The organism is Streptomyces sp. NL15-2K (assembly GCF_030551255.1).
Taxonomy (GTDB): Bacteria; Actinomycetota; Actinomycetes; order Streptomycetales; family Streptomycetaceae; genus Streptomyces.
In genome coordinates, this window is sequence record NZ_CP130630.1 from 5,309,328 (window position 1) to 5,331,080 (window position 21,753).

25 protein-coding genes and 1 pseudogene are annotated in these 21,753 nt (G+C 70.1%); 7 read left to right on the forward strand and 19 right to left on the reverse strand.

All coding sequences use genetic code 11. The features are described from left to right. Window positions 1–27 precede the first annotated feature (27 nt). The 6 genes from Q4V64_RS23660 to Q4V64_RS23685 all read right to left on the reverse strand — a co-directional run bounded on the left by Q4V64_RS23660 (window position 28) and on the right by Q4V64_RS23685 (window position 6,453). Window positions 28–1,743: a DoxX family protein gene (locus tag Q4V64_RS23660; RefSeq protein WP_172629272.1), complete on the reverse strand. Its 1,716-nt coding sequence runs from the start codon at window positions 1,741–1,743 to the stop codon at window positions 28–30. Window positions 1,744–1,862: 119 nt separating this feature from the next. Continuing rightward, window positions 1,863–2,804, reverse strand: coding sequence for a 23S rRNA (guanosine(2251)-2'-O)-methyltransferase RlmB (gene rlmB / locus Q4V64_RS23665; protein WP_124441139.1), 942 nt, complete (start codon window positions 2,802–2,804; stop codon window positions 1,863–1,865). A gap of 110 nt (window positions 2,805–2,914) precedes the next feature. Next, window positions 2,915–4,315, reverse strand: a complete 1,401-nt coding sequence (gene cysS / locus Q4V64_RS23670) for a cysteine--tRNA ligase (RefSeq protein WP_124441138.1) — start codon at window positions 4,313–4,315, stop codon at window positions 2,915–2,917. An 86-nt stretch (window positions 4,316–4,401) separates the two neighbouring features. Further along, window positions 4,402–4,929 carry a 2-C-methyl-D-erythritol 2,4-cyclodiphosphate synthase gene (ispF, locus tag Q4V64_RS23675; RefSeq protein WP_124441137.1) on the reverse strand — a complete coding sequence of 176 codons (528 nt, stop codon included), beginning with the start codon at window positions 4,927–4,929 and terminating at the stop codon, window positions 4,402–4,404. After that, window positions 4,919–5,671, reverse strand: a complete 753-nt coding sequence (ispD, locus tag Q4V64_RS23680) for a 2-C-methyl-D-erythritol 4-phosphate cytidylyltransferase (RefSeq protein WP_124441136.1) — start codon at window positions 5,669–5,671, stop codon at window positions 4,919–4,921. Before ispD ends, ispF begins: the two co-directional genes overlap by 11 nt. A 299-nt stretch (window positions 5,672–5,970) precedes the next feature. Beyond that, a complete protein-coding gene (locus Q4V64_RS23685) occupies window positions 5,971–6,453 on the reverse strand; it encodes a CarD family transcriptional regulator (protein WP_003953493.1) in 483 nt (160 codons plus the stop codon). Between the two features lie 918 nt (window positions 6,454–7,371). Here Q4V64_RS23685 and Q4V64_RS23690 point away from each other — a divergent pair. After that, entirely contained in the window at window positions 7,372–8,061 is a 690-nt protein-coding gene (locus Q4V64_RS23690; RefSeq protein ID WP_124441133.1) for a copper chaperone PCu(A)C, read from the forward strand. Window positions 8,062–8,232: 171 nt separating this feature from the next. Here Q4V64_RS23690 and Q4V64_RS23695 read toward each other — a convergent pair whose 3' ends face one another. Together Q4V64_RS23695 and Q4V64_RS23700 are read right to left on the reverse strand one after the other, a co-directional pair. Next, a complete protein-coding gene (locus Q4V64_RS23695; RefSeq protein ID WP_015659563.1) occupies window positions 8,233–8,913 on the reverse strand; it encodes a response regulator transcription factor in 681 nt (226 codons plus the stop codon). Continuing rightward, complete coding sequence (locus tag Q4V64_RS23700; RefSeq protein WP_124441132.1) at window positions 8,910–10,166, reverse strand: ATP-binding protein; 1,257 nt, start codon at window positions 10,164–10,166, stop codon at window positions 8,910–8,912. The genes Q4V64_RS23695 and Q4V64_RS23700 overlap by 4 nt, the downstream gene beginning before the upstream one ends. A gap of 289 nt (window positions 10,167–10,455) precedes the next feature. Between Q4V64_RS23700 and phoU the strand changes: the two genes are divergently transcribed. The 3 genes from phoU to Q4V64_RS23715 all read left to right on the forward strand — a co-directional run bounded on the left by phoU (window position 10,456) and on the right by Q4V64_RS23715 (window position 12,114). Then, the gene (gene phoU / locus Q4V64_RS23705; RefSeq protein WP_124441131.1) at window positions 10,456–11,151 is read left to right on the forward strand and encodes a phosphate signaling complex protein PhoU; all 696 of its coding nucleotides are present in this window, start codon (window positions 10,456–10,458) and stop codon (window positions 11,149–11,151) included. Between the two features lie 140 nt (window positions 11,152–11,291). After that, a complete protein-coding gene (locus Q4V64_RS23710) occupies window positions 11,292–11,456 on the forward strand; it encodes a hypothetical protein (RefSeq protein ID WP_124441130.1) in 165 nt (54 codons plus the stop codon). A gap of 406 nt (window positions 11,457–11,862) precedes the next feature. Then, a complete protein-coding gene (locus Q4V64_RS23715) occupies window positions 11,863–12,114 on the forward strand; it encodes an SCO4226 family nickel-binding protein (protein ID WP_124441129.1) in 252 nt (83 codons plus the stop codon). A 111-nt stretch (window positions 12,115–12,225) separates the two neighbouring features. Here Q4V64_RS23715 and Q4V64_RS23720 read toward each other — a convergent pair whose 3' ends face one another. From Q4V64_RS23720 to Q4V64_RS23735, 4 genes are all read right to left on the reverse strand, one after another. Further along, a complete protein-coding gene (locus tag Q4V64_RS23720; protein WP_124441128.1) occupies window positions 12,226–12,636 on the reverse strand; it encodes a VOC family protein in 411 nt (136 codons plus the stop codon). A 96-nt stretch (window positions 12,637–12,732) separates the two neighbouring features. Then, window positions 12,733–13,125 carry an AraC family transcriptional regulator gene (locus tag Q4V64_RS23725; RefSeq protein ID WP_172629271.1) on the reverse strand — a complete coding sequence of 131 codons (393 nt, stop codon included), beginning with the start codon at window positions 13,123–13,125 and terminating at the stop codon, window positions 12,733–12,735. Between the two features lie 70 nt (window positions 13,126–13,195). After that, window positions 13,196–13,516: a GYD domain-containing protein gene (locus Q4V64_RS23730; protein WP_124441127.1), complete on the reverse strand. Its 321-nt coding sequence runs from the start codon at window positions 13,514–13,516 to the stop codon at window positions 13,196–13,198. A 15-nt stretch (window positions 13,517–13,531) separates the two neighbouring features. Beyond that, the gene (locus Q4V64_RS23735; RefSeq protein ID WP_301184530.1) at window positions 13,532–13,660 is read right to left on the reverse strand and encodes a hypothetical protein; all 129 of its coding nucleotides are present in this window, start codon (window positions 13,658–13,660) and stop codon (window positions 13,532–13,534) included. A 60-nt stretch (window positions 13,661–13,720) separates the two neighbouring features. On the opposite strand from Q4V64_RS23735, the gene Q4V64_RS23740 reads away from it, so the two are divergent. Next, entirely contained in the window at window positions 13,721–14,464 is a 744-nt protein-coding gene (locus tag Q4V64_RS23740; RefSeq protein ID WP_172629270.1) for a class E sortase, read from the forward strand. Window positions 14,465–14,597: 133 nt separating this feature from the next. On the opposite strand, the gene Q4V64_RS23745 is transcribed toward Q4V64_RS23740, so the two are convergent. The 5 genes from Q4V64_RS23745 to Q4V64_RS23765 form a co-directional block, all read right to left on the reverse strand. Then, the gene (locus Q4V64_RS23745) at window positions 14,598–15,206 is read right to left on the reverse strand and encodes a YdeI/OmpD-associated family protein (RefSeq protein WP_172629269.1); all 609 of its coding nucleotides are present in this window, start codon (window positions 15,204–15,206) and stop codon (window positions 14,598–14,600) included. Between the two features lie 299 nt (window positions 15,207–15,505). After that, window positions 15,506–15,787, reverse strand: coding sequence for a hypothetical protein (locus tag Q4V64_RS23750; RefSeq protein ID WP_124441126.1), 282 nt, complete (start codon window positions 15,785–15,787; stop codon window positions 15,506–15,508). Window positions 15,788–15,837: 50 nt separating this feature from the next. After that, complete coding sequence (locus Q4V64_RS23755) at window positions 15,838–16,230, reverse strand: nuclear transport factor 2 family protein (RefSeq protein ID WP_124441125.1); 393 nt, start codon at window positions 16,228–16,230, stop codon at window positions 15,838–15,840. 38 nt (window positions 16,231–16,268) lie between these two features. Next, complete coding sequence (locus tag Q4V64_RS23760; RefSeq protein WP_124441124.1) at window positions 16,269–16,571, reverse strand: hypothetical protein; 303 nt, start codon at window positions 16,569–16,571, stop codon at window positions 16,269–16,271. Window positions 16,572–16,731: 160 nt separating this feature from the next. Further along, the gene (locus Q4V64_RS23765) at window positions 16,732–17,493 is read right to left on the reverse strand and encodes a phosphoglyceromutase (RefSeq protein WP_124441123.1); all 762 of its coding nucleotides are present in this window, start codon (window positions 17,491–17,493) and stop codon (window positions 16,732–16,734) included. A 174-nt stretch (window positions 17,494–17,667) separates the two neighbouring features. On the opposite strand from Q4V64_RS23765, the pseudogene Q4V64_RS23770 reads away from it, so the two are divergent. After that, a pseudogene (locus Q4V64_RS23770) lies at window positions 17,668–17,973 on the forward strand (MFS transporter); the annotation flags it as partial. A 150-nt stretch (window positions 17,974–18,123) separates the two neighbouring features. Continuing rightward, a complete protein-coding gene (locus tag Q4V64_RS23775) occupies window positions 18,124–19,821 on the forward strand; it encodes a hypothetical protein (RefSeq protein ID WP_253267052.1) in 1,698 nt (565 codons plus the stop codon). 25 nt (window positions 19,822–19,846) lie between these two features. On the opposite strand, the gene Q4V64_RS23780 is transcribed toward Q4V64_RS23775, so the two are convergent. Next, window positions 19,847–20,347: a YbjN domain-containing protein gene (locus Q4V64_RS23780; protein ID WP_124441122.1), complete on the reverse strand. Its 501-nt coding sequence runs from the start codon at window positions 20,345–20,347 to the stop codon at window positions 19,847–19,849. Then, window positions 20,340–21,677 carry a D-inositol-3-phosphate glycosyltransferase gene (gene mshA, locus Q4V64_RS23785; protein ID WP_124441121.1) on the reverse strand — a complete coding sequence of 446 codons (1,338 nt, stop codon included), beginning with the start codon at window positions 21,675–21,677 and terminating at the stop codon, window positions 20,340–20,342. Before mshA ends, Q4V64_RS23780 begins: the two co-directional genes overlap by 8 nt. Window positions 21,678–21,753: the final 76 nt, after the last annotated feature.

The window sequence follows — 21,753 nt, forward strand, 5'->3', positions numbered from 1 at the left end:
TGCCCAATACCCCGCCCACCGGCTCGGTTACCCCAACAGGCCGCCCACCAGGCCCGGCTGGCCGGAGGAGGAGCCGTCGCCGGAGCCGCCGGTCGAGGCGCCGCCGGTGGCGCTGCCGCCGGAGGTCGGGCCGGAGCTGGTGCTGGGGGCCTGCTGGGCCGGGGAGGACTGCTGCGGCGGGGCCTGGCCCGTCGTGCCCTGGGTCTGGCTGGGCGAGCCGCCGGTCGCGGTGCCGGTCTCCCGGCCGGCGCCCGGGGTGCTGGCGGCGCCCGCGGTCGGGCCGGTCGTCGTGCCCTGGGTGGGGGAGGTGGAGGCCGACGGGGTCCCCTTCTGGCGCTTGGCGGGGTCCTTCGGGAGCGGGGAGCCGGGCAGTTCGTTGCGCGGGGCCTCGCCGGGGCCGGGGACGACGACACGGTCGGCGTCGCGGACGGCGCCGCCGAGCAGCGAGCCGATGAGCAGCGTGAGCCCGGTGACGACGGCGGTGATGAGGGCGCCGCGGCGCAGGACGTAGCGGCGCAGTTCCCAGATGTCGGAGCGGGGTCCGAGGCGCCGCCAGGCGCCGCCGGCGAGGCGGCCGTCGATGGAGTAGACGGGGGCGCCCGCGATGATCAGGGGCGACCAGGCGGCGAGGTAGATGATGTCGGGGGTGTCGTAGGCGGGGACGCTCTTCCAGCTGACGGTGACGAGGAGGGCGGCGGACAGGCCGGCGCCGACCACGGCGGCGACGCGCTGCCAGCAGCCCAGGACCGTGAGGACGCCCGCGATGACCTGGAGGAAGGCGATGACGAGCCCGGCGCCTACGGGGTGTTCGAGGCCGAACTGCCGCAGCGGTTCGGCGACTTCCCAGGGGTGCAGGGTGTTGAGCCACTTGACCATGGAGCCGCGTTTGCCGCCGTCGAAGTAGACGGGGTCGCAGAGCTTGCTCATGCCGGCGTAGATGGTGATGCAGCCGAGGAAGACGCGCAGGGGCAGGAGGACGACGCCGAGGTTCATGCGGCGGCCCGGGTAGTAGGCGTGCCGTGCGGGGTCGTCGCCGCGGCGCTCGGCGGACCGGGGCCCGCTCTCCGTGTCGTCGGGCTCCTGGGGGTCGTCGAACCGCTCGTCGCCGTAAGCGGGTTCGGCGTAGGCGGGTTCGGCGTAGGCGGGTTCGTCGTAGGCGCTGCCCACGGTCCGCATGTTCGGCAGGAGTCGGGTGCCTTGAGCGTCGTGGGTGCGCTGGGCGCCGATGACGGGGGTTTCCATGGTCTGGGCGAGGTCGCCGTACCCGTCGTCGTAACCGCCGCCGTCGTAACCGCCGTCGCCGTAGCCGCCGTTGACGTCGACGCGCGGGATGACCTGAGTGGCTCCGGCGTCGGCGGACACGGACGGGGCTGGGGAGTGTTCGTCGCCGTGGCCGACGCTGCCGCCCCGCACGGCCTGGAGCAGGCGGTGGGCGCCGGTGTCGTCGGGGGCGGACTTGCCGCTCCAGACGACGGGGCGGCGACGGGCGCCCGCGGCCGGTCTGCCGGCCGCGCCGGCGACGGGGATACGGGCGGTGTCCTCGGTGGCGCTCAAGTGCCCTGCGATCCGCGGGGATTGGTTGCGCCGCGTCGACGCGCCGAACTGCACGCGGAAGCTCGCATGATTGACGATGATCTGCGCCGGATCGCTCGGCACCTTCACCATGCTCAGCGCGGGAGCGTCGTCGTATCCCGACGAGCGGTCCCCCGTGGGTGTGCGGGGTGTTCTGGTGTCCACACTCATCTAACCGAGTGACGTGCGCTTAGGACACTGCCTTGACTTGGCAGATCTGTCCGGACCCCGTCAAGGTTGCCCCTGGACGCCAGAAATACCCCGTGTGAGTGACTTCGTCGAAGAGTCGTTCAGGGACGTCGGCGGGCCGCCTCGTACAGCACGATCCCCGCCGCCACACCGGCGTTGAGCGACTCCGCGCCGCCGGGCATCGGAATGCGCACCCGGACGTCACAGGTCTCGCCGACGAGCCGCGACAGCCCCTTGCCCTCGCTGCCGATGACGATGACGACCGGGCCCTGAAGGGCTTCCAGCTCGCCGAGTTCGGCCTCGCCGTCGGCGGCGAGGCCGACGACCACGATGCCCGCCTTCTTGTACGACTCCAGGGTCCGCGTCAGATTGGTGGCGCGGGCGACGGGCGTACGGGCCGCGGTGCCGGCGGACGTCTTCCAGGCGCCGGCGGTCATGCCGGCCGCGCGCCGCTCGGGGACGACGACGCCGTGCCCGCCGAAGGCGGAGACGGACCGCACGATGGCACCGAGGTTGCGCGGGTCGGTCACGCCGTCGAGGGCGACGATCAGCGGGTCCTCGCCCTTGTCGGCGGCGGCCTCGGCGAGGTCCTCGGGGTGGGCGTACTCGTAGGGCGGGACCTGGAGGACCAGGCCCTGGTGGTTCAGCCCGTTGGTCATGCGGTCGAGCTCGGGGCGCGGGGCCTCCATGAGGTTGATGCCGCCGCGGTCGGCCGCGAGCTGGAGCGCCTCGCGCACCCGCTCGTCGTTGTCGATGAACTGCTGGACGTAGAGCGTGGAGGCGGGCACGCCCTCGCGCAGCGCCTCGACGACGGGGTTGCGCCCGACGACGTACTCGGACGCGGACCTGCCGCCGCGCCCGCGCGGTGCCTGGCGCGCGGTCGCGCGCTTGACCTTCGCCTGTGCGGCGCGCTGCTTGGCGTGCCCCTTGCGCATCTCGGCGGGCGGCGTCGGCCCCTTGCCCTCCAGGCCCCGGCGCCGCTGGCCGCCACTGCCGACCTGCGCGCCCTTCTTGCCGGACATGCGGCGGTTGTTAGCGGCCATGACCTACCTGTCTGTCGTGAGTTTTCGTACGTACGTCTATGCAGTGTGCCGCCCGGACGGCCGGGCGGCACAATCGATCACATTCGATTGCATTCGATCAAGAACGGGATCTACCGCGGACCGAGGCTCCAGCGCGGTCCCTGCGGGCTGTCCTCGATGACCAGGCCGGACTGGTTGAGCTGGTCGCGGATGGCGTCCGCGGTGGTCCAGTCCTTGCGGGCGCGGGCCGCCTCGCGCTGGTCGAGGACCAGGCGTACGAGGCTGTCGACGACTCCGTGGAGGTCGTCGCCGCGGTCGGCCTCGCCGGCCCAGTGCGCCTCCAGCGGGTCCAGGCCGAGGATGCCGAGCATGGCCCGCACCTCCGCCAGCCGGGCCACGGCGGCTTCCTTGTCGTCGGCGGCCAGCGCGGAGTTGCCCTGCCGGACGGTGGTGTGGATGACGGCGAGGGCCTGGGGGACGCCCAGGTCGTCGTCCATCGCCTCGGTGAAGGCGGGCGGCACCTCGGCGGCCGGTTCGACGGCTCCCCCGGCCTTCTCCATCACCCGCTGCACGAAGCCCTCGATGCGCGCGAACGCCGACTCGGCCTCGCGCAGGGCGTCCTCGCTGTACTCGATCATCGAGCGGTAGTGGGGCGTGCCGAGGTAGTAGCGCAGCACGATCGGCCGCCACCGCTTGACCATCTCGGACACCAGGACGGAGTTGCCCAGCGACTTCGACATCTTCTCGCCGCTCATGGTGACCCAGGCGTTGTGCACCCAGTACCGGGCGAAGTCGTCGCCGTAGGCCTTGGCCTGGGCGATCTCGTTCTCGTGGTGCGGGAAGATCAGGTCCAGGCCGCCGCCGTGGATGTCGAAGGCGGTGCCGAGGTACTTGTGGGCCATCGCCGAGCACTCCAGGTGCCAGCCGGGGCGGCCGCGGCCCCACGGCGTCTCCCAGCTCGGCTCGCCCGGCTTGGCCGCCTTCCACATCGCGAAGTCACGCGGATCCCGCTTGCCGGTCTCGCCCTCGCCGGACGGCTGGAGCAGGTTGTCCAGCTCCTGGTTGGACAGCCGCAGGTACTCGGGGAACGACGTGACGTCGAAGTAGACGTTGCCGTCCGCCTCGTAGGCGTGCCCGCGCTCGATGAGGCCGCGCATCATCTCGACCATCTCGGTCACATGGCCGGTGGCGCGCGGCTCGTACGTCGGCGGCAGGCAACCGAGCACCGTGTAGCCGTCGTTGAAGGCCCGCTCGTTCTCGTAGCCGATCGACCACCATGGGCGGCCCCGGTCGGCCGCCTTGGCGATGATCTTGTCGTCGATGTCGGTGACGTTCCGGATGAACGTGACCTCGTAGCCGCGGAATTCGAACCAGCGGCGCATGATGTCGAAGTTCAGCCCCGAGCGGATGTGCCCGATGTGCGGGGCCGCCTGCACGGTGGCACCACACAGGTAGATCGAGACACAGCCCGGCGTGAGCGGGGTGAAGTCACGAATCTGCCGGGTGCTGGTGTCGTACAGACGAATAGTCACGACTCCAGGGTAGTGGGCCGGTGTGAGTGCCTCGCGACCTTCTGTTGAAGGTAGACGCATTCGTGTCGTTCACCTCCCGGCCGGGGTCAGGCCCCGGTCCGGACCACCAGCGCCGTGGCGACCGCCATCAGGCCCTCGCCGCGCCCGGGGAAGCCGAGCCCGTCCGTCGTCGCCCCCGATACCGAGACCGGCGCTCCCGCCGCCTCCGAGAGGATCTTCTGGGCCTCGTCGCGGCGCTTGCCGATCTTCGGGCGGGGCCCGACGACCTGTACGGCGATGTTGCCGATGGTGAAGCCCGCGTCGCGGACGATCCGGGCGGCCTCCGTCAGCAGCGTGACGCCCGAGGCACCCGACCACTGAGGTCGGCCGGTGCCGAAGTGCTGTCCCAGGTCGCCGAGTCCGGCGGCCGAGAACAGCGCGTTGCAGGCGGCGTGCGCGACGACGTCCGCGTCGGAGTGACCGGCCAGGCCCGTGCCCTCGCCCTCCCATTTCAGGCCGGCGCACCACAGGTCGCGGCCCTCCTCGAAGGCGTGGATGTCGGTGCCGATGCCGACCTGGGGGAGCGGGTAAGGCCCACCCGGCGGCAGCCGGACATCAGATGCCTCAGAAGCCATCGTTCGCCCTCCTGCGTGCCAGGACCGCCTCCGCGAGGACGAGGTCCAGGGGGCGCGTGACCTTGAAGGCCTCCTCGTGGCCGGGGACGACCACGACCGTCAGGCCGAGCTGCTCGACCATGCCGGCGTCGTCGGTGACCTGGTCGGTCACCGTCTCGTGGGCGCGGATCAGGGTCGCGCGGTCGAAGCCCTGGGGGGTCTGGACCGCACGCAGGCGCGCCCGCTGAGGGGTGGCCACCACCGGCTCCGGGTCGCCCGGCGTCGCGGCCGGCTCGACCTCCTTCACGGTGTCCGCGAGAGGCAGCGCCGGGACGACGGCGGGGGCTCCCTCGCGTACGGCCTCGATGACGGCGTCGACCGTGTCGACCGGGACCAGGGGCCGGGCGGCGTCGTGCACCAGCACGATGTCGTAGTCGGGCGGCAGCGCGTCCAGGCCGAGCTTCACCGACTCCTGGCGGGTCTCTCCGCCCGGGACGACCAGGAAGTCCGTCCGCTCGGGCAGCGCGTGCACGTCGAGCAGGGACTTGACCTCGCCGGCGCCGTCGGGCGGCGCCACGACGACGACCAGGGAGACGGCACGGGATGCGGCCAGCGCGCGGACCGCGTGGATCAGCATGGGCGTGCCGTTCAGCGCGCGGAGCGCCTTGGGGGCGCCCGGGCCGAGTCGTACGCCGCGGCCGGCGGCCGGAATAACCGCGGCCGTGCGCGCGGGCGCGGGCGAAGGGCGCGAAACGTCAGACATCGGTTCCTGTCAGGTTTGTGTGCTCGGCCTAGGTGGGTATGGCCTCAAGCGTGCCGGGTACGACAGCTTGACCAGAACCCTTCCGTGACCCTGGTTGAGCAGGTTGCCCGGGCCCGGCACGAAAAGTATCGGGGGCTTCCCCGGAATCGGGGTACTTCCCTCGAGGCGAACACGCGTACGGCGTCTGAATGCGAGCATGCCGCAGCGCCCGGCGACTGCTGAGACGTCATCGGGCACCGCGGCATTTCAATGTGCTGATTTCAACGTGCTGACTGAGCTGAGGCCGGCTGGTGTCGGCGTCAGGACGCGAGGACCTCGTCGAGCAGAGCCTCGGCCTTGTCCTCGTTCGTGTTCTCCGCGAGAGCGAGTTCGCTCACCAGGATCTGGCGGGCCTTGGCGAGCATGCGCTTCTCACCGGCGGACAGTCCGCGCTCGCGCTCACGACGCCACAGGTCACGTACGACTTCCGCGACCTTGATGACATCGCCGGAGGCGAGCTTCTCCAGATTTGCCTTGTAACGACGCGACCAGTTCGTGGGCTCCTCGGCGTACGGCGCGCGCAGCACCTCGAAGACCCGGTCCAGTCCGTCCTGACCGACCACATCACGCACGCCGACGAACTCCGCATTGTCCGCTGGCACACGTACCGTCAGATCACCCTGGGCGACCTTCAGCACCAAGTAGGTCTTGTCCACGCCTTTGATCTGGCGAGTTTCGATGGCCTCGATCAGCGCGGCCCCGTGATGGGGATAGACCACGGTGTCGCCAACCTTGAACGTCATGTGACAGGTACCCCTTCCGTGGCTATCCAGAGTAACACGGAAACGGCGTGTTCTGAATGGCGTTTTCGCAGGTCAGGGCATATCTCGGGGCTTGACAACAGCAACAGGAACGTGCTGCGAGGGCCGAGCGGAAGAAAGTATTCGCAGGTGAGAGCGGCTCTCCGGGGGAGGTGAAACGCGTACGTTACACACATCCGGAGGCTCCTCCAGGTGGCCGAACATCCCCATATGTCCGGTTCCAAGCGTGCGACTTCCGCTACTCCGTTCGGTGTGCGGAGTCACCTCCGCGCCGAATCCGGAATTGATCACGATGCGGCCGACCGGGCGACCGGTGATCAATTCCGGGGCCCGCGCATTCCTTCACGCAAAATCCGCGCCGCGGCTCCGGAGACGCTTATGTGAATGGCCGACGAGCGCAGGAGCAATGTGGCTCGATGGCCGCCTGTGAGGAGAGTGACCAGTGCCCCGGGAGGCAACGTTCGGGCGAACGTTGCCTGCCGGGGCACTGGGGCCTGTGTCGAAAGTGGCGTCGTCCGCCCGGAGGGCGGGCCGGGCGCCCGCCGCGATGGGGGTCCCCCCGCTCGAGCGAAGCCGAGAGTGGGGGGAGGCTGATGACTGCGTTGGTGCGTGCTCTCGGCGTGCCGGGCGGAAGGCCCCGTCGATGGACCGGATGTACTTGGGCTTTCGCCCGGTGCGGCGAGAGTGCGCCCGCCGCGGTAGCGGCTGATGTCACTGCGGCGCCGCCAGGCAGGCGCCACTTTCGACACAGGCCCCTTAGCCCCCTTGCCTGCCCGTTGGAGGGCCGGAGGGAGGGTCGGGTGCGGTCGCGTGGGAACGGCTCGGTAACCTAAGGCCGCTGACAGTCACTTAGCGCGGCTTTACGGGCCGCCTCGCTCAAGTCAAGGAGTTGCCGCCGCCGTGAGCAGCAGCCTTCGACGCGGCGCCCTCGCCGCGGCCGCCATCGCGTTCTCGATCGCCTCGCTCGCCGCGTGCGGCGCCGGCAGCGACGCACAGACCCTGCAGGTCAAGCCGGACAACGCGGCCACCTCCGTCGGCGACATCAAGGTCCAGAACGCCGTCGTCATCACCCAGCCCGACCCCGAGGCCAAGGGCCCGGCGGTGGTCTCCGCCACCCTGTTCAACAGCGGCGGCAGCGACCAGATCCTGGACTCCGTCAGCGTCGCCGGCGCCGGCACCGCGGAGCTCAAGCCCGCCAAGGGCAACGGCAAGGTGACCGTCCCGGCGGGCGGCTCCGTCATCCTCGGCGGCCAGGGCAACGCCTCCGCCTCGCTGAAGCAGGTCGGCGAGAGCGTCCAGGACGGCAACGCGCAGAAGGTCACCTTCACCTTCAGCAAGACCGGCGACGTGAGCCTGCGCGCCTTCGTCGTCCCGGCCGACAACTACTTCTCCAAGTGGGGCCCGACCGAGGTCCCGGCGGAGCCGGGTGCCGGCGGGACGGCGACCCCGAGCGGCGAGCCGGGCACGGGCGAGGAGCCGGGCGAGGGCGCCTCGGGCACGCCCACCGGCACCGCCTCCCCGGACCACGCGACCACCCCGACGGACGCGGCCTCCGCGAGCACGACCGAGTCGCCGGCCGCCGATCACTGAGCGGCCGTAAGAGACATCCGTACGGGACAACAGCCGTACGAGACGGCCGTACGGGACCGTCGTACGACTTCGTATGGCTGTCTCGTACGTTCGTATGGCTGTCTCGTACGACAGAAGGGCGGGACCTCTCCGAGAGGTCCCGCCCTTCCTGCGTCAGCAGCCGGCTACGGCTTACGGCTCGAACTTGTAGCCCAGACCACGCACCGTCACCAGGTACCGCGGCGCCCCGGGGTCCGGCTCGATCTTGGCGCGCAGGCGCTTGACGTGGACGTCGAGGGTCTTGGTGTCGCCGACGTAGTCGGCGCCCCAGACGCGGTCGATGAGCTGCATGCGGGTCAGGACGCGGCCCGCGTTGCGCAGCAGCATCTCCAGCAGGTCGAACTCCTTGAGAGGAAGGTCGACCTTGGAGCCCGAGACCGTGACCACGTGGCGGTCGACGTCCATACGGACCGGGCCTGCCTCCAGCGCGGCCGGGGTGACCTCCTCGGGCTCGCCGCGGCGGCGCAGTACGGCCCGGATGCGGGCCACCAGCTCGCGGGAGGAGAAGGGCTTGGTGACATAGTCATCGGCTCCTATTTCCAGGCCCACGACCTTGTCGATCTCACTGTCCTTGGCGGTCACCATGATGACGGGGACGTTGGAACGGCCGCGCAGCTGACGGCAGACCTCGGTGCCCGGCAGGCCGGGCAGCATCAGGTCGAGGAGGACGAGGTCGGCGCCGTTGCGCTCGAACTCGTCGAGTCCGTCGGGCCCGGTGGTCGCGACGGCGACCTCGAAGCCCTCTTTGCGGAGCATGTACGACAGGGCGTCGGAGAAGGACTCCTCGTCCTCGACGACGAGCACACGGGTCACGGAAGGACCTCCGGGGCGGGAAGCGGTTCGTACGGGGATGACTCGGTGGGGGACTGCCCGGCCTCGTCGTCGAGTCCGGGGTGCTCGTGGGCGCGGTCGCGGGCCGCACCCGCCTCCGGCAGCCTGAGGGTGAAGGTGGAGCCCTGTCCCTCGGAGCTCCACACCGTGACCTCCCCGCCGTGCGAGGCGGCCACGTGCTTGACGATCGCCAGTCCCAGGCCCGTGCCGCCGGTGGCACGGGAGCGGGCCGGGTCGACGCGGTAGAAGCGCTCGAAGATGCGCTCCTTGTCCTTGTCGGATATCCCGATGCCCTGGTCGGTGACGGCGACCTCGATCATGTCCCCGCCGGGCGCGGTCACGCGGCGGGCGGCGATCCCGACGCGGGTGCGGGCGGGTGAGTAGTTGACGGCGTTCTCGACGAGATTGCCGAGGGCGGCGGCGAGCTGGCCGCGGTGGCCCCAGACGTGCAGGTCGGCGGTGCCGCCGGCGGCCATGGTGATCTGCTTGGTGCCGGCCGCGTGCCGGCACCGGTCGATGGCCTCGGCGACGAGTTCGTCGACGCGGACCGGTTCGGCGTCCTCCAGCGGGTCGTCGTTCTGCACCCGGGAGAGGTCGATGAGCTCCTGCACCAGACTGGTCAGCCGCGTGGCCTCGATCTGCATGCGTCCGGCGAAGCGCTCCACGGCCTCCGGATCGTCGGAGGCGTCCATGACGGCCTCCGACAGGAGGGAGAGCGCGCCGACGGGGGTCTTGAGCTCGTGGCTGACGTTCGCGACGAAATCGCGCCGGACCGCTTCGATGCGCCGGGCTTCGGTGAGGTCCTCGACGAGGAGCAGCACCAGCCGGGAGCCGAGGGGCGCGACGCGCGCGGAAACGGCGAGGGCCTCTCCGCGTCCGCTCCCCCGCCTGGGCAGATCCAGTTCGACCTGCCGTATCTCCCCGTCCCGTCTGGTGTCCCGGGCCATCCGGAGCATGGGCTCGATGGAGAGCTTGCCGCCGCGGACCAGACCGAGGGCGTACGCGGCCGAGCTGGCCTTGACGACGGCGTCCGCCTCGTCCAGTACGACGGCCGACGACCGGAGCACGGACAGGACGGTGTCCACGCCCGGCGGAAGCACCGGGTCGGTGTGCAGGGAGGTGCGAGTGGGGCGCTTCTGCTCCCGCTCGCTCCAGCGGAACGCCAGCATGGCGATCACACCGGTGAGTACACCGGCGATCGCTGCTGCTGCGGCGACCGCCGCGTTCACGTCCATGCACCCAGGTTAGGCACGGGACAGCCGCTGGCCACAGCCATCCGAGTGCGAGCTCGAACACTCGTCGCCCAGAGTTCACCTTGGAGCCAGTGATGGTTCATTTGGGGTGACGGAAACCGACGCGTAGCGGGCGGAACGTGGGAGCGTGGGGTGCGAGGGGCCGGTTTGCACCGCCGGTAATCGGTCGGCTTCGCACAGCCGGTAATCGGTCGGCTTCGCACAGCCGGTATCGGTCGGCTTCGCACAGCCGGTGTTGCACAGCGTAGGCACACGTACGAGAGGGAACCTGATGCGGGACGCGTACCACGAGGAACTTGATTCGATCGGCGACGGTCTGGTGGAGATGGCCCGGCTGGTCGGGTCGGCGATCGGGCGCGCCACGACGGCGATCCTCGACTCCGACCTGAAGCTGGCCGAGAGCGTGATCGAGGCCGACCAGAAGGTGGACGATCTCCAGCACGAACTGGAGGCCCGGGCGATAGCCCTGCTGGCCCGCCAGCAGCCGGTGGCGACGGATCTGCGGATCGTCGTCACCTCCCTGCGGATGTCGGCCGACCTGGAGCGCTCCGGCGACCTGGCCCAGCACGTGGCGAAGCTCGCGCGCCTGCGCTTCCCCGAGCGCGCGATCCCGCAGGACCTGCACGCGACGATCCTGGAGATGGGCCAGCTCGCGCAGCGCCTGATGGCGAAGGCGGCCGAGGTGATCGTCACGAAGGACGTCGACCTGGCGCTCCAGCTGGAGCAGGACGACGACGAGATGGACCTGCTGCACCGCACCCTCTTCCAGCACCTGATGGACGACCGCTGGAAGCACGGCATCGAGACGGCCGTCGACGTCACGCTGCTCGGTCGCTACTACGAGCGGTACGCCGACCACGCCGTGTCGGTCGCCAAGCGGGTGGTGTACCTGGTGACGGGCGAGCACGCGGACGAGCTCCAGGCGGATGTCCAGCCGGAGATCCAGCCGGCGGCGGACGGGGCCTGATTCCCCACTGGGGAGTGCGGGGCCTGTTGGGTCTTGTTCGGGGCGCGTGCGAGCCACAGTGCGCCGTTGATGCGCCCAGCAGGGCGGGCATCCAATGGGCCCAGGTACCTGGGCACAGGCACCAGCCTTGAGGAGGGACCATGGCCGAATCCCCCAGCACCCCCAGCACCACGCCCGACCCCACGCGGGAACGCCCGAGCGAGCAGCCCGCCGAGATCAGGAGCCTGCCGCTGTTCGGCGCGTGCGGCTGCGGCTCGGGGTGCGGCTGCGGGTGTCAGTCGGGCAATCCGTGCCAGTGCGGCTGACGGCGCGGACAATCCCGTACGACGGTGAAGGGCCCCGGTGTGGATACCGGGGCCCTTCGTCGGTGCGGGTGGCCCTGGCTAGTGCCCCGGCAGGCAACGTTCGCCCGTCAAGGAGCGCCCGCCGCGCAGCGGCCAAGGACCGCAGCCGGTGCGTGCTCTCGCCGTGCCGGCCGGAAGGCCCCGTCGATGGACCGGACGTACTTGGGCTTTCGGCCGGTGCGGCGAGTGGGGGCACCTCCCACGCCTTTAGGGCAGTGGGGGAGCGTGCCGGGCGTCGCGACGGGGCGAACGTTGCCTGCCGGGGCACTAGCCCGGGCTGTCGTACAAGCGCACCCTGAGAGGAGAGCCGGCGAGTTCGCTCGCGCACGCGGGAGAACAAGTCCGGAAGAACAAGGAGGTGCGAGGCATGACTCAGTTCATGGACGTCCACCACGGGTTCGAGGGCATCACGCCCGAGCAGCTGAGGGAGGCACACGACGCCGACCTCGCCATGGAGAAGGAAGAAGAGGGCGTGCACTTCGAGCGCGCCTGGGCGGACCCCGATGCCGGAATCGTCTACTGCCTCTCGGAGGCCCCTTCGGCCGACGCGGTCCAGCGGGTCCACGAACGCGCGGGGCACAAGGCGGACGAGATCCACAGGGTACCGCTGTCGATCTGAAGCGGCGGAGACGGCCCTCGGCATGCGGGATCCGCGGGCCGGGGGCCGGGGTCCGGGTGCTCGGTCGGCGCGGCGCGGCCCAGCTCCGGCTCTCAGGCCTTCCTCCGGCTCTCAGGCCTTCGGCTGGGTGAAGCGGATGCTGTTGCCGAAGGGGTCGCGCAGGCCGCAGTCGATTCCGTACGGACGCTCGGTGGGCTCCTCGGTGAACTCGACGCCCTTGCCCCGCAGCGTCTCGTACGTCTTGCGGCAGTCGTCCGTGGTGAAGATGAGGTGGCCCCCGGTCGCCCCCTTGGTCAACAACTCGCGGACCTGCTGCGCCGTCTCCTCGGACAACGCCGGCGGACCCGGCTTCTCCAGCAGGATCTGGCGCTCCGGATGACCGGGGACGTTGACGGTCAACCAGCGCATGAAGCCCATGTCGACATCGGCGTTGACCTCCAGGCCGAGCTTGCCGACGTAGAAGTCGAGGGCCTGGTCCTGGTCGAGGACGTAGATCTGTGAGTGCGTGATGGCGGTGAACATGGGCATCACGCTACGGGTGAGCCGGACGAAAAACTTATCCAAAACTGCTCAGTCGACGGACCTCAGGGGCAGCGGGTTGTTGGCGTTTGTTGGCGGTCAGGCGCGCGGCCGCGTCCACGCCATCGTGAAGCACGTCGGTACGGCCACGGCGGCCGCCTCCTTCCGGTACGCCCTCGGCGACCGACCGACGATGTCGCGGAACGTGCGGCTGAAGGTCCCCGGGCTGCCGAAGCCGACCGCGAAGCAGACGTCCGTCACACTGCGGTCGGTCTCCCGCAGCAGGAACATCGCCCGCTCCACCCGACGACGCTGCAGATAGCGGTGCGGCGTCTCGCCGAACGTGGCCCGGAAGGTGCGCGCGAAGTGCGCCTGCGACACATGGGCGATCCGGGCCAGGGCCGGGATGTCCAACGGCTGAGCGTAGGCGCGGTCCATGGCATCCCGGGCCCGGAGCATGCGGCGATTGGTCTCTTCTGCGGCGCGGCTCACGGGGTCATCACACCATGGGGGGCCGGGCCGGGGGCACGGTTCTACGGGTGCGTCAGGCGCGTCAGGCGCGTCAGGCGCCGGGTGCCCGGTACTCCACCTTCTGCCGGACCGCCTCGTCGATCTCCTCGGCCGTCAGCAGCACGACCGTATTCGTACGAATGCCACCACTCGCTGACGCGACCAGACCCATGGCCGCGGCGGAGGTGTTGCCCGGCAGCTCCACGGTGAGGATGACGTCGTCGTCGCCGAAGGCCCAGTACATCGATTCGACCCGACCGTCCAGGCTCTGGACCATACGCTCGACGACCTCGCGGCGCGCGGCGGCGCCCTCTTTGAGCAGGCCCTTCAGCCCCTCCGAGGCCAACTTGACTCTGAAGAGGTACTTCGGCATGTTTTCACCCTTCACCTACGCCTTTACGGCCACCCTTAAGTCACTCTTGCCCGAATCCTCCCCCCGCTCCGCGCCCACCGCCACGAGGACCGCCGCCATACGGCTGACGGGGAACACCTGGTCGGCTCTGGTCGTTTCTCCCATGACGCGCCCACCCTTCGCGCATGGTGGCGCGACGCAACCCGGCTACCGAATCCGAGTGCCATGCCCCGTCCCCGAGCCCTGCTCACCGCCCTCGCCGGCGCCGGCATAGCCGTGCTCCTCGGCTGCTCCCCCGGGGACAGTGCAGCCGACGAGTCCGCGACGGCTCCGGGTGCGGCCTCCCCGGCGACCGGCCGCGCCGGGCCCGTACGGGAAACCCCCTCGGATACGACGGCCCCGGCTTCGACCCCGGCGCAACCGACCCCTCGCCAAACCAGCGCCCGGAGCCAACCCGCCCAGCTCACCATCCCGGCGATCGGCCTCAAGAACCTCCGCGTCATCCCGTACGAGGGGACGACGGACGACTGGCCGGGCACACGAATACAGAACCGCGGCGTCGCGGCCAGCCCATACGGCGAGCGGGGCGGCGTCGGCCCCGGCGAGGTCGGCAACTACCTCGTCACAGCCCACCGCCTCTCCTCCGGAGGCCCCCTGCGCGAACTCCCGGCCCTCGACGAGGGCGACCGGGTCCTCGTCACCTCGGGCGGCACGGTCTACGAGTACGAGATCACCGACACCCGAAAGACCTCCTTCCGCTCCGCGCGCTCGCTCGCCGAACAGCGGGCGGCGGTACCCGGCTTCCCGGGCAAGCGCCCCACCCAGGCCATGATCACCATCTCCACCTGCGCCACACCCGAGGACAACGCGGCGGGAAACTACTGGCGCGACGACAGGGGCAACCCCGAGCACCGCATCGACAAGATAGGCGTGCTGGCTTCCGCGCAGACTGCGGCGCGCACGCCCTGACGGCGCGGCCCATTTGGGGAGACGACGCCATGGAGCGGATGGATTACCTGGGGGGGGCACCTGGTGGCTGCTACCGGGGCCGCTGGCACGCCGGGAGCTCAGGGCACCACGCGGCCACGGGCCCTCTCCGCGACTACGGGTACAGCTTCTCGCCCTTCGCCAGCATCGCTACGTACTTCTCGATCCGGCGCGCCCGGGTCTCGGCCTTCTTGGCGTCCTGGATCCGGTACAGGATCGCGTAGCGGTTCTGCCGGTCCAGCGTCTCGAAGAACGCCGCCGCGGCCGGGTCGGCGGTCAGGGCCGCCGCGAGGTCGTCCGGCACCGTGGCGGTCTTCGCGCCGTCGTAGGCCGCCTCCCAGCGGCCGTCCGCCTTGGCGCGGTCGACCTCGGCCTGCCCCGGCGGACGCATCCGGCCCTGCTCGATCAGGGCGGCCACCTTGTCCCGGTTGATCTTGGACCACTTGCTGCTCGGCTTGCGCCGGGTGAACCGCTGGAGCCACCACTGGTCATCGAACTTGGCCTTCTGGCCGTCGATCCAGCCGTAGCAGAGTGCCACGTCGAGCGCCTGGGCGTAGTCCAGCGCGACGATTCCGGGGCCCTTCTTGCGAAGCTTGAGCCAGATGCCGGGCGAGACGGCGTGGTTCTCACCGAGCCATGCCTCGAATGCCTGCGCGGATTCGAATGCGACGATCTCCAAGTCCTGAGTCACCCCAGCAGCGAACCACACTCGCCCGATTGCCATGACCCATTCGGGCACGTCCCCGAATGCAGGATGCCCGTGAGCCGACGGAAGGCGCCGAGTTCACCTGCACCACCCGGCTGCGCACTGCGGCCGGGCGCCAGGTACGCGACGCCGGCTCCACCGTCATCCAGGCCGCCCGCGACCTGCACCTGTCCTGGCCGACCGTGATGAACGGCTTCCGGACACTCCCCCCCCAGCGATTGGCAGATCTGTTCCACCGGTACGGCCACATCACCTGGGGTTTTCCCTCGCAGGGGTGGAACAGATCTGCCAATCCCCCCGATCCAGTCGCCATCGATTTAGGGAATCGAGGCATGAACCGGCAGCACTTCAAGACTGTCGGGATCCGGTGTCCCAGCCTCGCGGAGGTTCTGTTGGAATGCGGGGTTCTCCATCATCGCGCGGAAATCTTCCTCGGATTCCCACACGTCTACGACCAGCATGCCATCGCGGGTCTGTGCGCATGTGTGGGAGATCCGGCGCGGTTGCTCTCTGGGGCTTGGGTGCTGGAGTTCCCTGTCATAAGCAGCCAGCAACTGGTCGGGATCACCCTTCCATCGAAAGAGGATGAGAACCGACACGTGAGCCTCCCGGGGAAGTCGACCAAGAGAAGCGGTGGCGCCTCGCGTCCCTACGACCAGAACTCGTCGTATGTTGCTTGGTCGGCCCAGAGCTCCCAACCTTCGACGATCTTGCCGTCGCTGATGTGGAAGACGATGGCGTAGTCCATATCGAGTTTTTTGCCCTCGCGCGACGCCGTGGCATGGAACAGAGCGACCGTATGGGCATCGTTCGCGAGAACATCGTGGAGTTGCGGGCGGTACGTGCCACCTGACAGCTCGAAGTCCCGAGCGAACATCTCGAACGTGGCTTCGCGGCCTTGATAGTCCCCCGACAGCGGCCCCCGGCCCTCGTGATGCCATACGACATCGGGGTGGAAGACCTCCGCCAGCGCATCCATGTCGCCGGCCGTGAAGGCCGCCATCGCTCGCTGGAACACACCGATGTGCGGGTGATCGGTCATGGCGCCTCCCACGCCACTCAGTCACTGAGTGCCTAGCGCTACTCGATGACCTCGTAGATCTCCTTGTAGCCGTATTTCGCGTTGCTGTTGAAGGCGTCGATCAGAGCCTGCGCGTCAGCGTCCGGGTTCTTGAAGAAGGCCCGCTCCAGGGTGAAGTACTGGTCGCGGCTGTCGAACTCCCACTGGGCGAAGACGGTGTCCATGGGACCCGAGTAATCGACGTAGATCCGGCGGTTCGTGCACCCGGCATTCTCCAACACGGCGGACAGCGTCTTGAACGCCGCCACGATCTCCGGCGCCTTTCCGCGCTCGGCCTGATAGACCTCACGAAGCATGTACATGCCGTTACTCCCGCCTGAGCAGTACTCCAAGGGATCGGAGTCACGCTAACCCGGTCGACCCACGGTCGCAGTCGGGGCGCGGCATCCGGGGAGTTTCCCAGGGCACGAAAATGCCTCCCGCCCGCGCCGTATGCGCAGGTGGGAGGCAAGATCAGATGACTTACTTCTTCTTGCCCTGATTCTTGACCGCCTCAATAGCCGCCGCAGCCGCGTCGGGGTCCAGGTACGTGCCGCCGGGGTTGACCGGCTTGAAGTCCGCGTCCAGTTCGTACGACAGCGGGATGCCCGTCGGGATGTTCAGGCCCGCGATGTCGGCGTCGGAGATGCCGTCGAGGTGCTTGACCAGGGCGCGGAGGCTGTTGCCGTGGGCCGCCACCAGGACCGTACGCCCTGCGAGCAGGTCCGGGACGATGCCGTCGTACCAGTACGGGAGCATGCGGATGACGACGTCCTTGAGGCATTCCGTGCGGGGGCGGAGCTCCGGGGGGATCGTCGCGTAGCGCGCGTCGTCCGACTGGGAGAACTCCCCGCCGTCCTCCAGCGGGGGCGGCGGGGTGTCGTAGGAGCGGCGCCACAGCATGAACTGCTCCTCGCCGAACTCCGCGAGGGTCTGCGCCTTGTCCTTGCCCTGGAGGGCGCCGTAGTGGCGCTCGTTCAGGCGCCAGCTGCGGTGGACCGGGATCCAGAGGCGGTCGGCCGCTTCGAGGGCGAGCTGCGCGGTGCGGATCGCTCGCTTCTGGAGCGAGGTGTGCACCACGTCGGGGAGCAGGCCGGCGTCCTTGAGCAGCTCACCGCCGCGGACTGCCTCCTTCTCGCCCTTGTCGTTGAGGTTGACGTCCACCCAGCCGGTGAACAGGTTCTTCGCGTTCCACTCGCTCTCGCCGTGGCGGAGGAGGATCAGTTTGTACGGTGCGTCGGCCATGCGGATGAGCGTAATCCACGGCTTTGGTCGGGTGCGGGCCGCGCCCGAGGAGCGGACTGACAAGCGGACTGTTGACGGGATCTGTTAATTCAGTGGCCTTCCCTCAGCCGCACTCGTAATGTGTGCTGGCCGCCTTGGCCACTTACGCTCGCTTCCGTCCGTGAGGGATCCGCCATGCCAGTCACCGCCCTGAGACGTGCCGTCCGGGAAACCGTCTCGGGGCTCCCCCGGGAGTTCTGGTGGCTGTGGACCAGCACGCTGGTCAACCGGCTCGGGGCGTTCGTCGCCACGTTCATGGCGCTGTACCTGACCCTCGACCGCGGCTACTCCGCCTCCTACGCCGGACTCGTCGCCGCCCTGCACGGCCTCGGCAGTGTCGTCTCCTCCCTCGGCGCGGGTGTGATGACGGACCGGCTGGGCAGGCGGCCCACCCTCCTCATCGCCCAGTCGTCGACCGCCGTCTCCGTCGCGTTACTCGGGTGAACAACTGTTGACTGGGTTGTTGGCCATGGTTGGCCGACCTGTCCTTCGTATGGGTGAACGAGGCCGGTTGTCAGGATCATGTGCGTGCCGGGAACGCATGATCGGTGATGGCAGCCGAGGTGGTGACTGGGGAGAGGGGGGTGGCCGGTGGCACGCAAGCGCAAGGAGAAGCGGAAATTGCGGGTGCTGGCTGCTCCGTTCACTGTGGGCGCGCCGGCGGGGGCGCGGATTCGGGACCGGCTGCGTCTGGGGGCGGTCGACGAGAAGGTCCTGCGCCTGGTGGGCGAGCATCTGGGTCGCCACCAGCGGGCCGATCTGGCCGAGCGGGTCCGGCTCGGGAGCGTGCGGGCGAAGGACGCCCGGCGGGCGGAGCGGAAGAAGAAGCTCACCGCTGTGTCCTCCTCGCGCTGGGCGGGGGCGATGACCCGCGCCTCGGAGGACCAGTACCAGTTGTCGATGCGCTGTCTGCACGACGCACGTTCTGGGCTGCGCCGGGCCGTCCGCACCATCACCCGGCGCCTGGCTGCCCCCTGTGGCAAGCGTGCCAAGAACGGGGTACGCGGCTACGCCGACCAGAACGAACGGGCTCAGAAACAGCGCCGGATGCAGGTGCTCAAGGCCCGGCTCGCCGTGGTGGAGGCGCGGATCGCCTCCGGACGGCCGTCCATCACGGTTGGTGGGCGGCGTCTGGCCGGGCTGCGGCACCATCTGGCCGACGCGCAGCTCACCGAGCGCGAGTGGCTCCGGCGGTGGGAGGCGGCGCGGCTGTTCCTGACCGCCGACGGCGAGTCCGGCGCCCCATGGGGCAACTACACCATCACCGTCGACCCGGACGACGGCACCGTGAGTCTGGTGCTGCCCGAGCCGCTGCGGCACCTGGCCAATGCCCCCAGAGGCCGCTACCGGTTGGCCTGTAGCGTCGCCTTCCACCACCGGCGCGGGGAGTGGCTGGACCGCGTCATGGCCCACCGGGCGGTGCGTTACGACATCAACTGCGACCCGGCCCGCGGCCGCTGGTACCTGGATGCGTCATGGTCGGCCGACACCACCGTGCTGCCCACCCCGGACCAGCTCAAGGCCTCCGGGGCACGGCTGCTGGGGGTCGACCTGAACGCCGACCACCTCGCCACCTGTGTCCTCGATCCGCACGGCAATCCCATCGGCGACCCGCTCACGATCCCGCTGGAGTTGACCGGCCGCACCGCCACCCGGGACGGGCGGCTGCGTGCCGCGATCAGTCATCTGATCGCCCTCGCCCGCGAGCACGGCTGCGCCGGGATCGCCATCGAAGACCTGGGCTTCGCCGACGCCCGCGCCACCGGGCGGGAGACGATGGGCCGCGGCGGGCGGGGGATGAGGTTCCGTCGGACGGTGGCGGGCATGCCCACTGCCCGCTTCCGCGAGCGGTTGCGCGGTATGGCCTGCCATGCCGGGCTGGTGGTGGTCGCGGTCGACCCGGCCTACACCAGCCGCTGGGGCGGCCGGTATTGGACCACGCCCCTGCAGGAGCAATCGAAGAAGACCACGGTCACCCGGCACCACGGTGCCTCGGTGGCCATCGGCAGGCGCGCTCTCGGCTACGGGATCCGGCGTCGGCCAGGTGTGACCGCCCGCCACCGGAGGATGGCGGCGCGGAGAGCTACCGGCCAGGCCGTATCCCTGCCGCGGGTGTGCGGGACAGCCAGCCCACCCAGGACAGCGGGCACGCCCACCCGAGGCGGCAAGACCCGACCGTGCCAGGGTGACCAGCTCGCGCTGTTCCCCGGCCCTCAAGACCGTTCGGAGGGCCACCGGACCGATTGTCCGGATTATGGCGAGTTGGCCAACAGCGTCCAACAAACCTAGGAACGGTACGACGTACTGCGCACCGTCAGTCCGCGGGCCGCTCGAGCAAACGCGTGAACGCGTCCAGGTTCCGCGTCGGCTCACCCCGCGACACCCGCCACGCGTACTCCTTGCGGATCGCCGAGGCGAATCCGAGCTCCAGGAGCGTGTTGAAGCTGCCGTCCGCCGCCTCCAGGACCTGGCCGAGGATGCGGTCGATCTCGTCGGCGGTGACCGCGGACAGCGCCGTCTTGCCGGTGACGTAGACGTCGCCGAGGGGGTCGACTGCGTAACTCACGCCGTACAGCTTGAGGTTGCGCTCCAGGAGCCAGCGGTGGACGCCGGACTCGTTCTCGTCGGGGTGGCGGATGACGAAGGCGTTGATGGACAGGGAGTGACGGCCCACCAGCAAGGACACCGTCGTGGACAGTTTGCGGGTGCCGGGGAGCTTGACGACGTAGTTGCCGGGTGCGGGGCTCTCCCATTCGAGCTCGGCGTCCTTCAGCACGCCTTCGATGACCTGTGCTGCCTTCTGTGCGTCAGCCATGGTGGGAGCGTACGTGACGCCGGTACGACTGGGCCGCCGCCGCGTAGACGTCCGCCGTGGCGGCGGCCGCCGTGTCCCAGCCGAAGGACTGGGCGTGCCGGGCGGCGGCCGCGCCCATCCGCGCCGAGAGCGTGGGGTCGTCGGCGACATCGCGCAGCACGCGCGCGTAGTCGGCGGGCTCGTGGCCTCGTACGAGGAACCCGGTCTGTCCGTCGCGCACGGCCACCGGCAGCCCGCCCACGGCGGCCGCCAGCACCGGCGTGCCGGCCGCCTGTGCTTCGATGGCGACGAGGCCGAAGGACTCGCTGTAGGAGGGCATGACCAGCACGGACGCGGCCCGGAACCAGTCGGCGAGCTGCTCCTGGCCGACGGGCGGCTGGAACCGTACGACGTCGGCGATGCCCAGGCGCGCGGCCAGCTTCTGCAGACCCTCCGGCTTGGCGAGGCCGCTGCCGCTGGGGCCGCCGACGACCGGGACGAGGATGCGGGAGCGCAGTTCGGGGCGCTCGTCCAGCAGCAGTGCCACCGCGTGCAGCAGCACGTCCGGCGCCTTCAGGGGCTGGATGCGGCCCGCGAAGAGCGGGATCAGGGCGTCCTGCGGGAGGCCGAGGCGGGCGCGGGCGGCGGCACGGCCGTCGGCGGGGCGGAAGCGGTCGAGGTTCACGCCGGGGTGTACTACGGCGACCTTGGCGGGGTCGGCGGCGTAGTGCCGGACGAGTTCGTCGGCCTCCTCGGCCGTGTTGGCGATCAGCCGGTCGGCGGCGGCGACGATCTGGGTCTCGCCGATGACGCGGGCGGCCGGCTCGGGTGTGTCGCCGTCGGCGAGGTTGGCGTTCTTGACCTTGGCCATGGTGTGCATGGCGTGCACCAGGGGGGCGCCCCAGCGCTGGGCGGCGAGCCAGCCGACGTGGCCGGAGAGCCAGTAGTGGGAGTGGACCAGGTCGTAGTAGCCGGGTCGGTGGCCGGCCCAGGCCTGCATCACGCCGTGCGTGAAGGCGCACAGCTGGGCGGGGAGCTCCTCCTTGGCGAGGCCTTCGTAGGGGCCGGCGTCGACGTGCCGGACGAGGACGCCCGGCGCGAGCTCCACGGTCGGCGGGAGGGCGGCGGTCGTGGACCGGGTGAAGATCTCCACCTCGATGTTGATCGCGGCGAGGCGCTGCGCGAGCTCCACGATGTAGACGTTCATGCCGCCGGCGTCGCCGGTGCCGGGCTGGTGGAGCGGTGAGGTGTGCACGGACAGCATGGCGACGCGGCGGGGGCGACGGTGCAGCCGCAGTCGAGGGGGAGCCGCCGGAGAACGACGCCCGAGCCTGCTGACGTAGTGGCTCACGTGGCGGTCCTCCTTGTGCGGGCATGCCATACAGAGGGTGCGGGACCCTCTGAGGGCGGCAACGCCGGAAGGAGGC